This is a genomic window from Paenibacillus terricola (assembly GCF_014779765.1).
Lineage (GTDB): Bacteria > Bacillota > Bacilli > Paenibacillales > Paenibacillaceae > Paenibacillus_T > Paenibacillus_T terricola.
This window is the reverse complement of record NZ_JACXZA010000002.1, coordinates 366365-380555: the sequence shown is the minus strand read 5'-3', so window position 1 is coordinate 380555 and position 14191 is coordinate 366365. Positions and strand designations below refer to the sequence as shown.

Below are 14191 nucleotides of genomic sequence, written 5' to 3'. Positions count from 1 at the left end.
TTTGAGCGTAATTGTCTATCGACAGTTTAGCCTTGCTTTCCTTCAATCGCAACCAATAGAATCGCAGCGGCAAGTCCTAAACGGTGGTCCAGCTCATTGTTCGTATCGTGCGAGAAATCGACATTCAGCTTGCTGACGAATGGATTGAAGTTTTGCTTGAACTCCGTCACTTTTCTGCCGCGCAGCGAGACGTTAAACTTCTGTGGAACGAGGTTCGTCAGAAATCTTCTCAACAGCGCCATTCCGACACTGTCCTCCTGGATGAGGCCAATCTCTTCTTCAGATGGATTGAGAATAACCCATTCATCTTTCAGGATCGACTTCATTCCTTTACGTCGGAGTGAACCAAGATTTTCCCCCGTTACAGCATCCACTACGTCATAGGTAGCAGAGAAATCAATCACGCTGCGGGCTTGAATCGTAATGAGCTCTTCATTCATCGATTCGTCGCTGTACAACCGAATATCTTCCTTCAGCTTGAACGCCTTCATCTGGGAGAACATAACGACCTGTTCATTTTCATCAAAAATGTGGAATTTGGCGCCTATCAGCGATAGCACTTGCTTTCTGACCAAATATTTCGATTGCGCGAATTTCGGATTCATTGAAAAGCCTCCCCAATATGTATGTTGATTCGACAACTTTTCTTCAATCTATATGAATAAAATTCGACAAATGTCTCCTATTTCCTCCCTGAGATCGTTAACGTTATATCCCGTTAGAGTTGACGCCTCATACTTGGACGAATAACATGGTAATTAATACCTTTCCCCCACTAGATCCAAGGAGTTATATACATGACAAAGAAGAATTCGTCATTATCTGTTCTAAGTCATCGTGAGTTAAACCGCGCGCTCCTTGCTCGGCAAATGCTGCTTCAGCGAGAGAATATAACAGCGTTAGAGGCCATTGAACGAATAATAGGTCTTCAGGCTCAAGCAACGAATCCGCCGTATTACGCACTATGGGCTCGTCTTGAGAATTTTCAGAAGGAGCATTTAGCCGAACTGATTCTCAGTAAACAGGCGGTGCGTATTGCCTTGATGCGCTCCACCATACATCTCGTGTCCGCACAGGACGCGCTTATGCTTCGCCCTTGGGTTCAGCCTGCACTTGATCGAAGCTTGAATGGCGCTTACGGCAAACTTCTTATTGGCATTGAACCAAAGGTTCTAGCTGCTGCAGGAAGAGCGATTCTCGAGCAGGAAGGGCCAATGACCTTAAGCGATCTAGGGAAGCGTCTGACTGCACAGTGGCCTTCCTATCATCATGATGCGCTTGGCGCAGCCATTCGTAATGGGGTGCCGCTCGTCCAAGTGCCTCCAAGAGGATTATGGGGAATAACCGGACAAGCCGTGCTTACGCCTATTGAGACATGGCTAAACCAGCCGGTATCTTCTTCACCTGATGCCGAAGCACTGTTAATGCGGTACTTACAAGCATACGGCCCTGCATCGGTGAAAGATTTTCAAGCATGGTCTGGCATGACGAAGCTGCGTGACTTGTTCGAGCAGATGCGTCCGAAGCTCGAATGGTATAAGAACCAACAAGGTGATGAGCTATTCGATCTGCCTGATGCACCGCGGCCTGCATCGGATCTAGAAGTCCTCCCTCGTTTTCTCGGGGAATTCGATCATGTATTGCTGTCTCATGCAGATCGAACGCGGATTATGGATGAATCCTATCGCCGCCGAGTCATTACGAAAAATGGAATCGTGAAAGCAACAATACTCATCGACGGTTTTGTCGCTGGATTATGGACAATTGAAGAACGAGGGCACACTGCCGTAATGCATATTGAATCTTTCACTCCACTTTCATTGGAACAGCGTCTATTGCTTGAGAAGGAAGGCGAGCGGCTGCTTCGTTTCGCTGCTGAGGCAGTTGAATATGACATTGCGTTTGTAACAAGTACAAATGCGTAGAGAGGACCCTACAGTGATGAGCGAAACAATGACGACTCCTATACCGTTCCATAAGCTGTGCTCCCTTCTATCACTTGGCGAGATTCAAGGTGAACCACGGTCTCTATCTGGTGGATTCATGCACCAAATGTATGGAATCGAAACGTCACAAGGCAGATATGCGATCAAAGTGTTAAATCCGATGATTATGCAGCGTCCTACGGCGAAAGCGAATTTCATACGGTCCGAGCAAATCGCTTCCATGGCCGCTAATGTCGTGCCTGCTGCACCAGCGATCCAGCGAAACGGCGATTCGCTGCATTACGTTGATGACCATCATATGCAGGCATTCGGCTGGGTCCAAGGCGTTGTTCTCAATCCTGACGCCATTACTGTCGATCATTGCATAACCATTGGTTCGATATTGGCGGATCTCCATCTCGCTGACTTCACTTCCTTGAGCATAACTTACCCAATTTCCCATAACGTGCAGGAACCAACAGACTGGACTAGTTATTTGGCCCAAGGTGAAGGCAATCGGGCCATCTGGGTCGAAATGATGGCCCAAACCATCGATAATCTGTATAAATGGGACGCTCAAGCTAACGTGTCTGTCACTAAGCTCACCGCTAACACTGTCATCAGTCACAATGATCTCGATCCTAAGAATGTACTCTGGTACGACAAGAACCCGACGATTATCGATTGGGAATGTGCTAATTATGTGAATCCGATGCAGGACCTGATCGAGACAGCTCTCTATTGGGCGACGGATGGCAATGGTACTGCTAACCAAGAGCGGTTTCTCGCCTTCATACAAGCTTATTCATTGAAAATAGGTCCTCTCGTGACTGATTGGCATGTTGTGTTGTCAAGCGGCTTTGCAGGCAAACTCGGTTGGCTTGCTTATAACCTGCGTCGCTCATTAGGAATCGAAAGCAGCGATGCCGCAGAACAAGAGCTGGGAACCGAGCAAGTCAAAGCTACTCTCGATGTTCTTCACCAATATGCGGAACAATTAAAGGAAATCGAGTTGTGGCTGCATTCAATTGAATAAATTCATGAACAACAAAGAAGCTGCTCCCATGAGAACAGCTTCTTTGTTGTTCATGCCAAGCCCCTTACACTCGTTCGCCCGCAAATACTTGCAGATCCATCGGCGCTGCCATGAAAGCCGATGCATGCGTCACGAAAGTTTGAAAATGCTCGCTAGCATTGTGCGAGGCAATCGCAGCTTGATCCTTCCACAGCTCCACCATCGTGTAGTGATGCTCCTGTTCGGTGCTTTTCATCAGATTGTACGCGATATTTCCTTCCTCGGCTCGACTGGCTGGCAGCAATGCCTGAACCGCCTCATGAAAAGCTTCTTCTTGAGCCGGGATGATTTGTAGATGAGCGTGGACGATAAGCAATGGAATCAACCTTCTTTCTTATTCTACCCGTTTAAATGTTGCGATTGAGGCACCTGCACTAGCTTTAATATCTCCTCAAAATTGCTTAAATAGCACAAATACCCCTTTGTCTATGTCGAATATCCATGTTGGATTTCGATTCATGCAAAGGGGTGCCCCGATGTGCGATGAATTCTTAGCACTCCCGTGGAGGCTTATTGTAGCCCTTGTCGCCGTATGGCTGGAGTTTCTCGAGCCACTGCTTCTCGAGCATCTTGAGCTCCCATTTCACATCTGCAATTTTCTCCGTATCTTTCTCGTCCAGCACTTCGTACGTGAACGCATCACGGCCGAACTCTTTCCAATCCTTCTGTAACTCGAGGTTCGCAAACCGACCCATGTCGAGCTGCATTTGAAGGGTAAACCACTTATTCTTCAAATTGTTATGACTATCGATGAAGATTTTCCCATTCACGGTGTTCGTGATCTGCGTAATCCCCATGTAAGTCTTTATTTCCTTGAACTGCTCCTGCAGCTCCTTACGTCTGCTCTTATCCATAACACCTTAATACCCCATATCCTTCAAAATACTCGACAGCACGCGCAGCCGCTCGCCAAGCAGCTCATCGTCGTCTCTCAACGCCTGGCTGAAGAGCTTCATATCTTCGTTAATCCGATCATTATCCGTGCATACGGACACCGTCATGGCATCGCCTTGCATACCAACTCTATCGATAACGGGATTCGCGGGATCATACAAGTTCTCATATCGATATGCCTCTCGAAAATGGGACATCGACCGCGTAATCAGAATCGCTAGATCAAACACGCGATGAAACGGCAGCTCCTCGGATTGTCTCGACCATTTCTCGCCGGTATAACGCCACACTTTAGCCGAAATATCTACTTTGCCCCGGTCATTCCACTGCGCGAGACCAAGCGATAAACCTTTCGCATCCGTCTTGCCTGCGAAGCGTCCATCCACTTGCTCGTAATTTTCCGATACGATGACCGGCTTATGTTTCAATGATGTTGGAATTTTCATGTTAGGATCATCTCCATTTAATTGAATTACTAATTTACTAAATTACTAAATCGACTCCTACATCATAGCCTTATTCGTTCCCTCTTGTCAATCCCGTCACCCGCGGACAACAAAAAGCCGGCGCATCTCATCATGAGATACGCCGGACTTGTGCTAAGTCCTGCTATTCTTGTGGCGGCAGGTTCAACTGCCAATTAATATCGAACTTGTCCGTTACTTGACCGTAGCATTTGCTCCAGAACGTTTCTTGGAGTTCCATGCCTACTTTGCCGCCATCAGCCAGCTTATTGAAGATGGAACGAAGCTCTTCTTCGCTGCTGCCTTGGTAGGACAACGTAATGTTATTTCCTAACGAGAAGGGCATACCTGGGAACGTATCCGAGAACATCATTGGCGAGGAGCCGACGTTGATCATCGCGTGCATGATCAGATTCTTCGCTTCTTCAGGCAGTGGAAAATCCGGACTTTGCGGCGATTCGCCAAACGTAGACATCGTGACAATCTCCGTGTTGAATACGCGTGCGTAGAATTCGACTGCTTCGCGGGTGTTCCCGTTGAAATTCAAGTACACATTGATTGACATGAGTGAGGTTCGCTCCTTTATAATCGCGATTGTACTTACATGCCGCCGCCTCATTAGGCTAGTCCACATGTCTTTCTCTATTATAGCCTTCAGCTGGCGAACAACATAGCACAACATTGGTCTAATTTTGTCATTTTTCCAATTAGGACCTTAGTCTGATCCATTTTGTTTCAAAAGTACGGATTGCCGCATTCCCTTTTCCGGTATATAATGGCACTAACGCGCGTCCAGAAGGGAGCAAATCATGCGAAGTGAAGACATAGCTAAGCTGGCAGGCGTTTCTCGCAGCACGGTATCCCGAGTCCTCAACAACTACCCCGACATTCCACAGCGGACTCGCGAGAAGGTTCTGCGGATTATCGAACAGTATCATTATGAGCCGAATACTTCCGCCCGCGCCCTGGCCGGCAAGGGTACGGATACAATCGGACTGTTCGTAGTCAGCATGGCTGAGCGTCTAACCGGCAATCGTATCTACCAGAACCATTACTTCGCGCCTATCGTCGATACCGTTATCGACACGGCCAACGCAGCCGGTTATTATGTGCTCGTTCACACCGTTTACACGCAAGACGATTATCTGAAGATCAAACAGGCCTACCAGCAGCGCCGAATTGACGGCGGCATTATTGTCGGTACGCAGAAGGATACGGAGCGTATCGAAGAAATCGCCCAACTCGGCAAACCGTTCGTTCTGATTGACTACGACACAAGCGAACTGGCTGACCAATCCCTCGAGCAGCATCCCATGTCGATCATTAACTCGGATGACTTCGAAGGAGCATGTGAAGCGATGCGTCATTTGATCCGGCTTGGCCATCGGAGAATCGGCCATATTCGCGGGAGAATGAATACGTATTCCGGTCGCCAACGTTTTCTTGCGTACGAGACCGTCATGAATGAATATGGCCTGCCTTTTGATGATCGTGACATCGTAGACGGTGACTTCTTGAAAGAAGCCGCTTATGAGCAAATTGTTCGCATGCTGAAGCTGGACCATATGCCGACAGCCTTATTTTCCGCCAACGATGATATGGCGCTCGCCGCTATACAAGCGTTCCACGACAACGGCATAAGGGTACCTGACGACATCTCGATTATCGGCTTTGACGACATTCCGATTGCATCCCAGTATATCCCCAGCTTAAGTACGGTTCGTCTCCCGATCTACGACATGTCCAAGGAAGCGGTCAATCAGATTGTCGGCATGTGCAGCAGCGGCACCTCATCGCCCTTATCCTCAACCTTTCCTACCGAGCTTATCATCCGAGATTCATGCAAGCGTCTGTGAACCTTTCCCAAGGTTCACTCTATTTTTGACGCAAGCTAACGCGCGTTAGCTTGTCCGAAACCTGTTTGATGAATACAACTATTTTCCATTTCGAGAGGAGCTGCTTTATTCTATGAAATTCGGTTACTTCGACGATGTGAACAAGGAATATGTCATCACGACTCCACAAACGCCTTACCCATGGATCAACTATCTCGGCAATGAAACGTTCTTCGGCTTAATCTCCAACACGGCTGGCGGCTATTGCTTCTACCGCGATGCTCGTCTGCGCCGCCTTACGCGTTACCGCTATAACAATATCCCGGTTGATAATGGCGGTCGTTATTTCTATATCCACGACGAAGGCGACATCTGGACGCCGGGCTGGATGCCGGTTAAGAAGAAGCTTGACCGTTACGAGTGCCGCCATGGTCTTGGCTACACGTCGATCACAGGCGAGCGCAACGGCGTGAGTGTAACGCAGCTTTCCCTGGTGCCGTTGTCCTATACGGGTGAAGTGCATCAAGTCACGGTAACGAACAAATCGAATACAACGAAGTCGGTGAAGTTGTTCTCGTTCGTCGAATTCTGCCTCTGGAATGCGAATGACGATATGACGAACTTCCAGCGTAACCTGAGCACGGGCGAGGTCGAGATCGAGAATTCGGTCATCTATCACAAAACAGAATACCGCGAGCGCCGCGACCATTTCTCGTTCTATTCGGTCAACGCTCCAATCGATGGTTACGATACGGACCGCGAATCGTTCCTAGGTGCCTACAATGGCCTGGAAGCTCCGCACGCTGTTACAATCGGCCATGCATCCAATTCCCAAGCAAGCGGCTGGTCGCCGATCGCTTCCCATCAACTGAACATTACGCTTGAGCCAGGTGAAGAGCGCTCGTTCAACTTCGTGCTTGGCTATGTGGAAAACCCAGAAAACGAGAAATGGTCTGCTCCAGGCGTCATTAATAAATCGCGTGCTTACGAGATGATTGAGCGTTTCGCTACAAAAGCTGACGTGCAGCAAGCGATGTTTGATCTTGAAGCTTATTGGGAGCGTCTGCTCAGCAAATACTCGATCGCATCCGGCGACGAGAAGCTTGACCGTATGGTCAACATTTGGAACCCGTATCAGTGTATGGTTACGTTCAACATGTCCCGCTCTGCTTCTTACTTCGAGTCGGGCATTGGCCGCGGCATGGGCTTCCGCGATTCGAACCAAGACTTGCTTGGCTTCGTGCATCAAATCCCTGAGCGTGCTCGCGAGCGTATCATCGACATCGCTTCTACGCAATTCGAGGACGGCTCGGCATATCACCAATACCAACCGCTCACGAAGAAAGGAAACAACGAAGTCGGCAGCGGCTTCAACGATGACCCGCTCTGGCTCATTCTCGGTACGGCTGCTTATATCAAAGAAACGGGCGACATGTCCATTCTCGATGAGCAAGTGCCGTTCGACAGTAATCCAGATAACACAGCAACATTGTTCGAACATCTGAAACGTTCGTTCTTCCATGTCATCAACAACCTTGGACCACATGGTTTGCCGTTGATCGGACGGGCGGACTGGAACGATTGCTTGAACCTGAACTGTTTCTCCAAGGAGCCAGGCGAATCGTTCCAGACGACGCAAAACATCGAAGGCCGCATTGCAGAATCCGTCTTCATCGCGGGCTTGTTCGTATTTGTCGGTCCTGATTACGTTGAACTGTGCAAACGCCGCGGTCTTGATCAAGAAGCAGCAGAAGCGCAGGCATTAGTCGAGCAAATGCGTGAAGTTACGCTGGAGCACGGCTATGACGGCGACTGGTTCCTCCGCGCGTACGACCATTTCGGCAATCCAATCGGCAGTCACACGAACGATGAAGGTCGTATCTTCATCGAACCGCAAGGCTTCTGCGTCATGGCTGGCATCGGCGTCGAAGATGGCCGTGCATTGCGCGCGCTGGATTCGGTTCAAGAGCATCTGGAGACTGACTATGGTATCGTGCTGCAGCAGCCGCCATATTCCGAGTACTATTTGAACCTTGGCGAGATCTCCTCTTACCCTCCAGGATATAAAGAGAACGCGGGTATTTTCTGCCATAACAATCCGTGGATTATGATGGCAGAGACGGTTCTGGGCCGCGGCGACCGCGCATTCGAACTGTACAAGAAGATCGCCCCTGCATACCTTGAGGAGATTAGCGAGATTCACCGCATGGAGCCATACGTCTATGCCCAAATGATCGCGGGTAAAGACGCAGTCCGCCATGGCGAAGCTAAGAACTCGTGGCTGACAGGTACGGCAGCATGGAACTACATCGCGATTACGCAAGCCATCCTCGGCATCCAGCCGGACTTCGACGGCTTGCGTATCAACCCGTGCATCCCGCAGGCATGGGATCGTCTCGAAATTACACGCGTATTCCGCGGCGACACGTACCGGATCGTTATTACGAATCCGGATCATGTGAGCAAAGGCGTGGCACGCGTATCCGTGAACGGCCAACAGCTCGAGAACGCCGTTGTGCCAGCATTCGGCGACGGCCGCGAGCACCTCGTCGAAGTTGTTCTCGGCGAGTCAATCGCGCAAGAGGCAGTTCAAGCATAACAATTAAGGGACTGCACCTTCGCTGTCGCGAAGGTCAGTCCCTTTTTTACGTTTCCGCTGTCCTTGTTTATTTGTCCCGACTTAGCCACTCTTCCAACGAAATCCGTCCGACGATCTGATATCCCTTTCCTGCCCCGCCGGGCTTCGCAACAACGGTTCCAAGCGGAGGAATTTCACCAAGACCGAGGCCCTTAGGAAAGCTGTGCGCTACGAGAACCGTATTTAAACCTGCTGGCGGAATTTGTTCCAGAGCTGCCGTCAATGCTGTCAATGTCGCCTGCATTTCGGCAGGCGTTACCGAACTGCTCAGCCGGTAAATTCGATACCCAAGCATGTCCGTTCGCACGCTGTCGCGTCCAAAAGCAAGCTGAGCCGTTTCCTGCGTTCGGCAAAACGGGCTTGCGAGGATCGGTAAACGAATTGGGATGCGCAAATCACGTACAGCCGCCCCAAGGCGGACGGCAGACTGTCTTCCCGCCTCCGATAAGTTACGCTGAGTGGAGCAGTCATCGAATCGGAGATTCGGCTGATCGATATCCTCGCCCGTCTCGCCATGCCGCATATACAGCACATATCCGCCTTGCTTCAGTTGATCAAGCAGTTCAGCATTAACGGATCGAGTCTCGGCCATGGATGTCGTCGGGAGAATCACGGCTTGAAGCAGCATGCCAATAACAAACATCAACCAGTATCGTTTCATCCACTCTACCCCCTCCGTGTTTCCAGTTCCAGGAGATAGTGTGCAATTAAACGTAAAAAAATAATCGCTCGGATACACGCAGCAGATGCTCGTCTGCATCAAAAAAGAGAGGCTGATCATCGCCTCTCTCCTACATGAATCGTTATTCTTCCAATTGACCGCCCAGTGTCAGAATAACGGCTTTATCTTTCGTTACGACGACCGTGTGCTCGAATTGAGCAACCAAGCTGCCGTCCGTCGTCATGAGCGCCCAGCCGTCCGTGCCTTGGATGACATGGTCTGCGCCTGTCGATACGAATGTCTCGAGCGCAATGACTTGGCCTTCCTCGAGAATCGTTGTATCGTCTGGATCATAGTAGCTTACAATATGCTCCGGCTCTTCGTGCAGCGAACGTCCGATGCCGTGACCCGTCAAATTCTGCACGATGTGGAATCCGCGCTTGCGCGTCTCGCGGAACACGGCAGCGCCGATGCTGTTCAACTTCGCGCCTGCACGTGCTTTCTTGATCGATACGTCTACCGCATACTCTGCTGCTTCCAGCAAACGCTGCTTGATTGGGGACGAATCCGGCTGCACTACCGTAGTTGCGCCAGTATCTGCGTAGAAGCCGTTCTTGTAAGCCGATACGTCCACATTGACGATATCGCCTACCTTCAGTACGAGGTCGCCTGGAATGCCGTGCGCCACTGTTTCATTAACGCTGATGCAGGTATGTCCCGGAAACTCGTACATTTTGATCGGAGCCGACTCCGCACCATATTTCGCCAGCAATTCCCCGCCCAGTTGGTCCAGTTCAAGCGTCGTAATACCTTCGCGTACTTGTGCGATCAACGTATCGCGTACATGGGCAACAATAGCTCCGATCTCGCGTAATCCTTGCCATTCTTCTTCTGTCTTTACGATCATGACGATATTACATCCTTTCTCAATCCGCTAACAATCCAACGGTAATCCCTTATTGCTAAGCCAATCTTCTATTTAAAAGTATACTCCATCCCACGCTTTGTTACCATCGTTAACCCGTTCGAACAATTGTCCAAAATGATAAATATCACAATCAGGGAATTCCCTGACGCCCTCGGATAGGCATCTATAGTACAATTATCCCAATCATTCATATTTCGACAAAAAGTGAGGGTTACGACCATGACGCAACGTAAATTCGGCCTTGTGACCAAAATGGTACTCGGCATTACCGCGGTTTCCATCGTTACATATGGTATTAGCGCATTCTTCATACTCGTCCTTAAGAAGTGGATGCCATCCTCCATTCCGGATTGGGCCTTCAGCATCGGGACCTTAAGTCTCGGTATTATCTGGACAGGCATTCTAGGCTGGCTGGCCGCCGCCTGGCTTATCAAACCACTCGTGCAGCTGACCCGTGCAGCTGACGAAGCCGCAGAAGGCAATCTGCTCGTTAACGTCAAACCAAGAGGGAACGGAGACGAGCTTCAACGGCTGTCCACTTCCTTCTCTCGGATGCTGACTGACTGGCGCACGATCGTAGCAGGTCTGACGAGCAATGCGAATTCTGCGGACGCAAGTGCTGATGAACTGAAGCTGGCCATTGGACAAGCTGCTCATCATATCGAGCGTATCGCAACTGCAGTTGAACGGATCGCAGCAGATGCTGACAGTCAAGAACGTTCTTCGGCTGTCATGACCAAATCGATTGATCGACTGGTTCAATATGCTTCCCAGAATGAGACGGAAGCGGAAGCGACAAGCCGATTGGCGGGACAAATGACAGAGACAACTCGGACTGGCACGGCTTCGATCGGATTCATGCTCACCGACTTGCATCGTATGGCGGAAGAAAGCATTGAACTGGAACGCGCCGTCCGCTCTCTCGAGCAGCAGGTGAACCAGATCAGCCAAGTATCCGATGTTAGCGCTGAATTTGCAGAACAAACGCATCTACTCGCGCTTAATGCATCGATTGAAGCCGCCCGTGCCGGTGAGCATGGTCTTGGCTTCTCGATCGTTGCAGGCGAAGTAAAGAAGCTGGCGACCAAAAGCGCCGAAGCTGTTGGCGATATCCGTCAGCTTGTCCAAGATGTACAGAGCCGATTCGCATCGGTTAGCGACAAAATAGCAGCTCAACTCGCTAATGTGAAACAGCAATCCGAACGCGGTGAGTCCATCGCAAGAGCGCTGCACCAGATGAACGCGGAAACGGAGCAAGTTGGTGACTCGGTCACACGCATTGCAGATTTCTGCACGAGCCAGACTTCCGATGCGGCCAAGCTGCTGGATGAAGCAAGACGCGTTATGAAAGCTGCTTCAGCTATTACATTAGAAGCACGCGATGTCTTATCCTCAACGCAAGAACAGACAGCTGTCATGGAAGAAATCGCAGCATCATCCGAATACATGCGCGCCCAGTCTGCAGAACTCAAAGGCCGTACATCATACTTCCAAGTCTAATCCTGGTCTAATCCAGGTCTTATCCTGGTCTTATCCTTATTAAGCGTTGGCAGTAGAGCGTCGCAGACGCTACAATCTTCAATAACGGTTTTTGGATCCCGCAGGGATCCCCACGCTAGAACGCCAAACGTTAAGCGTGTCCCGCAGGGACGAAAGCGAGCACCCGCACACACTATCTCAGCAGCATGGAACTGAATGCGAACGCTCGAACGTATCTAGTCACAGCCGAAACAACCCCATCTCTCACAGTATCTAGACCAGTCCTCCGGGGTCCCGGGGTTGGAAACCCCGGGGGCCCTCCCTTGCAGGGAGGGTTTGGGTGGGTAGAAACTCCTGAGAGTTTGGGTGGGTAGAAAAAAATAAAGGGCCGCTTCGTCTTGGACGAAGCGGCCCTCTATTTGATTAGCGGTTAAGACGGTAGTACAGGTCGTTCCAACGAAGCTCGTTGCGGAACTGTTGAATCGTCGTATCTTTGCCGATAACGACAACTTCAACGTTCGTCAGTTCAGCCCAGTCAAGCAGCTGCTCCGTCGTAACAGCGTACGACAGTACCGTGTGGTGAGCGCCGCCTGCATGGATCCAAGCCTCAGCCGATACAGCAAGGGATGGCTCTGGCTTCCACAGAACGCGTGCTACCGGCAGGTTCGGCAGATCATGCGTAGGTTGTACTGCTTCTACTTCGCTGATGATCAGGCGGAAACGGTTGCCCATGTCGATGAGCGATGCGTTAACTGCCTTACCGGATTTGCCGTCGAACGTAATGCGCGCTGGATCTTCTTTGCCGCCGATGCCGAGCGGGTGAACCTCGATGCGCGGCTTCGTAGCCGAGATCGTAGGGCAAACCTCGAGCATGTGAGCGCCGAGAATCATTTCGTTGCCTGGCTCGAAGTGGTACGTGTAATCTTCCATGAACGACGTATCTTTGTTCTCAGCGATGATCTTCATCATGCGCGTCAGAGCAGCTGTCTTCCAGTCGCCTTCGCCAGCGAAGCCGTAGCCTTGCTCCATCAGACGTTGAACAGCGAGACCAGGAAGCTGCTTCATGCCGTGCAGATCTTCGAACGTCGTCGTGAATGCCGAGAAGCCGCCCTCTTCGAGGAACGATTTCATTGCGATCTCGATGCGAGCTTGGTAACGGATCGAATCCATTGCTGCTGCATTAGCTTGCGTTTCAGCCGTAATTTCATAAGTTTCGTGGTACTCGGTCATCAGCGCGTCAACTTGCGCTTCCGTTACAGCGTTCACACGCTCAACGAGGTCACCGATGCCGTAGCCGTTGATCGACCAGCCGAATTTGATTTGAGCTTCTACTTTATCGCCTTCCGTTACCGCTACTTGACGCATGTTATCGCCGAAGCGTGCTACCTTCAGGTTAGTGCCTTCCGAGAAAGCAACAGCTGTACGCTGCCAGCCTGCGAGCTTCTCCCGCACGCCTGCTTCTTCCCAGTGGCCAACGACAACTTTACGAGCTACGCCCATGCGAGCGCCGATGAAGCCATGCTCACGGTCGCCGTGCGCCGATTGGTTCAGGTTCATGAAGTCCATGTCGATCGTTTCCCATGGAATGTCACGGTTGAATTGCGTGTGCAGGTGGAGCAAAGGCTTTTTGAGTGCGTTCAGACCTGCGATCCACATTTTCGAAGGGGAGAATGTGTGCATCCAAGTGATAATGCCCGCACAGTTGTCGTCAGCCGTTGCTTCTTTACAGACTTGGAAAATCTCTTCTGGCGTCTTAACAACCGGCTTGAATACGATTTCGAATGGAATCGAAGCATCTTGGTTGAAGCTTTCTACCATTTGGAAGGAATGAGCATCTACTTGCTGAAGCGTTTCTGGACCGTACAAGTGTTGGCTGCCAGTCACGAACCAGAATTGATAAGGTTTGGTTTGAAGCATGGAACGAGTCCTCCTTATAGTGACGAATAATTGTAATTGACGTATCTCGACTTGTATGTACATGTTTAAAGTGAATCATAACCATATCGCGCAAAGGTTCATTGATACGACCAAGGCACTAGACGAAATGGGCATCTTCGCTTCAACAACTTGTACGAACAAGTTCCACCTCCTCATTGTAACGTCCCTCTATACCGTTTTCAAGCGTTAATTTGTATTCCCTTGCGTCAAAAATAATATGTACGTTAACGACAGGTTGCTACATTAATCCTTGACAATGATACAATTTGTATCATAAATTAAGAGGTAGGGATGTAGTAGAAAACGACTACTTCTGGTTGAGGCAATCGTAAGCCCAAACTTGCAGTATAACCG

The 14191-nt window shown here is 50.1% G+C and carries 13 protein-coding genes; 5 read left to right on the top strand and 8 right to left on the bottom strand.

Annotation, left to right across the window (positions count from 1 at the left end; translation table 11 throughout):
* Positions 1 to 26 precede the first annotated feature (26 nt).
* On the bottom strand, positions 27 to 605 hold the full coding sequence (locus tag H8B09_RS09035; RefSeq protein ID WP_191203180.1) for an LURP-one-related family protein: 579 nt from the start codon (positions 603 to 605) through the stop codon (positions 27 to 29).
* A gap of 192 nt (positions 606 to 797) precedes the next feature.
* On the opposite strand from H8B09_RS09035, the gene H8B09_RS09030 reads away from it, so the two are divergent.
* Positions 798 to 1925, top strand: a complete 1128-nt coding sequence (locus H8B09_RS09030; protein ID WP_191203179.1) for a winged helix DNA-binding domain-containing protein — start codon at positions 798 to 800, stop codon at positions 1923 to 1925.
* Between the two features lie 16 nt (positions 1926 to 1941).
* Positions 1942 to 2961, top strand: a complete 1020-nt coding sequence (locus H8B09_RS09025; RefSeq protein WP_191203178.1) for a phosphotransferase — start codon at positions 1942 to 1944, stop codon at positions 2959 to 2961.
* 64 nt (positions 2962 to 3025) lie between these two features.
* Here the strand turns inward: H8B09_RS09025 and H8B09_RS09020 are convergent, their stop codons facing one another.
* The 4 genes from H8B09_RS09020 to H8B09_RS09005 all read right to left on the bottom strand — a co-directional run bounded on the left by H8B09_RS09020 (position 3026) and on the right by H8B09_RS09005 (position 4923).
* Positions 3026 to 3316 carry a putative quinol monooxygenase gene (locus tag H8B09_RS09020; RefSeq protein WP_191203177.1) on the bottom strand — a complete coding sequence of 97 codons (291 nt, stop codon included), beginning with the start codon at positions 3314 to 3316 and terminating at the stop codon, positions 3026 to 3028.
* 175 nt (positions 3317 to 3491) lie between these two features.
* Positions 3492 to 3854 (bottom strand): GIY-YIG nuclease family protein, encoded by a 363-nt coding sequence (locus H8B09_RS09015; protein ID WP_191203176.1) that lies wholly within the window; start codon positions 3852 to 3854, stop codon positions 3492 to 3494.
* 6 nt (positions 3855 to 3860) lie between these two features.
* Positions 3861 to 4340: a DUF6530 family protein gene (locus tag H8B09_RS09010; protein ID WP_191203175.1), complete on the bottom strand. Its 480-nt coding sequence runs from the start codon at positions 4338 to 4340 to the stop codon at positions 3861 to 3863.
* Positions 4341 to 4503: 163 nt separating this feature from the next.
* Entirely contained in the window at positions 4504 to 4923 is a 420-nt protein-coding gene (locus H8B09_RS09005; protein WP_191203174.1) for a VOC family protein, read from the bottom strand.
* 244 nt (positions 4924 to 5167) lie between these two features.
* On the opposite strand from H8B09_RS09005, the gene H8B09_RS09000 reads away from it, so the two are divergent.
* Both H8B09_RS09000 and H8B09_RS08995 read left to right on the top strand, forming a co-directional pair.
* Complete coding sequence (locus tag H8B09_RS09000) at positions 5168 to 6214, top strand: LacI family DNA-binding transcriptional regulator (protein ID WP_191203173.1); 1047 nt, start codon at positions 5168 to 5170, stop codon at positions 6212 to 6214.
* Positions 6215 to 6326: 112 nt separating this feature from the next.
* Positions 6327 to 8792 carry a glycoside hydrolase family 94 protein gene (locus H8B09_RS08995; RefSeq protein WP_191203172.1) on the top strand — a complete coding sequence of 822 codons (2466 nt, stop codon included), beginning with the start codon at positions 6327 to 6329 and terminating at the stop codon, positions 8790 to 8792.
* 67 nt (positions 8793 to 8859) lie between these two features.
* Here H8B09_RS08995 and H8B09_RS08990 read toward each other — a convergent pair whose 3' ends face one another.
* On the bottom strand, positions 8860 to 9492 hold the full coding sequence (locus tag H8B09_RS08990) for a histidine phosphatase family protein (protein WP_224753420.1): 633 nt from the start codon (positions 9490 to 9492) through the stop codon (positions 8860 to 8862).
* A 142-nt stretch (positions 9493 to 9634) separates the two neighbouring features.
* A complete protein-coding gene (map, locus tag H8B09_RS08985; protein WP_191203171.1) occupies positions 9635 to 10399 on the bottom strand; it encodes a type I methionyl aminopeptidase in 765 nt (254 codons plus the stop codon).
* A 240-nt stretch (positions 10400 to 10639) separates the two neighbouring features.
* Between map and H8B09_RS08980 the strand changes: the two genes are divergently transcribed.
* Positions 10640 to 11920 (top strand): methyl-accepting chemotaxis protein, encoded by a 1281-nt coding sequence (locus H8B09_RS08980; RefSeq protein ID WP_191203170.1) that lies wholly within the window; start codon positions 10640 to 10642, stop codon positions 11918 to 11920.
* A 402-nt stretch (positions 11921 to 12322) separates the two neighbouring features.
* Here the strand turns inward: H8B09_RS08980 and araA are convergent, their stop codons facing one another.
* Positions 12323 to 13816, bottom strand: coding sequence for an L-arabinose isomerase (gene araA, locus H8B09_RS08975; RefSeq protein WP_191203169.1), 1494 nt, complete (start codon positions 13814 to 13816; stop codon positions 12323 to 12325).
* Positions 13817 to 14191 lie beyond the last annotated feature (375 nt).

Coding starts and splice junctions, on each gene's coding strand:
- H8B09_RS09035 (WP_191203180.1), bottom strand. CDS start 605: ATGAATCCGAAATTCGCGCAATCGAAATATTTGGTCAGAAAGCAAGTG.
- H8B09_RS09030 (WP_191203179.1), top strand. CDS start 798: ATGACAAAGAAGAATTCGTCATTATCTGTTCTAAGTCATCGTGAGTTA.
- H8B09_RS09025 (WP_191203178.1), top strand. CDS start 1,942: ATGAGCGAAACAATGACGACTCCTATACCGTTCCATAAGCTGTGCTCC.
- H8B09_RS09015 (WP_191203176.1), bottom strand. CDS start 3,854: ATGGATAAGAGCAGACGTAAGGAGCTGCAGGAGCAGTTCAAGGAAATA.
- H8B09_RS09010 (WP_191203175.1), bottom strand. CDS start 4,340: ATGAAAATTCCAACATCATTGAAACATAAGCCGGTCATCGTATCGGAA.
- H8B09_RS09005 (WP_191203174.1), bottom strand. CDS start 4,923: ATGTCAATCAATGTGTACTTGAATTTCAACGGGAACACCCGCGAAGCA.
- H8B09_RS09000 (WP_191203173.1), top strand. CDS start 5,168: ATGCGAAGTGAAGACATAGCTAAGCTGGCAGGCGTTTCTCGCAGCACG.
- H8B09_RS08995 (WP_191203172.1), top strand. CDS start 6,327: ATGAAATTCGGTTACTTCGACGATGTGAACAAGGAATATGTCATCACG.
- H8B09_RS08990 (WP_224753420.1), bottom strand. CDS start 9,492: ATGAAACGATACTGGTTGATGTTTGTTATTGGCATGCTGCTTCAAGCC.
- map (WP_191203171.1), bottom strand. CDS start 10,399: ATGATCGTAAAGACAGAAGAAGAATGGCAAGGATTACGCGAGATCGGA.
- H8B09_RS08980 (WP_191203170.1), top strand. CDS start 10,640: ATGACGCAACGTAAATTCGGCCTTGTGACCAAAATGGTACTCGGCATT.
- araA (WP_191203169.1), bottom strand. CDS start 13,816: ATGCTTCAAACCAAACCTTATCAATTCTGGTTCGTGACTGGCAGCCAA.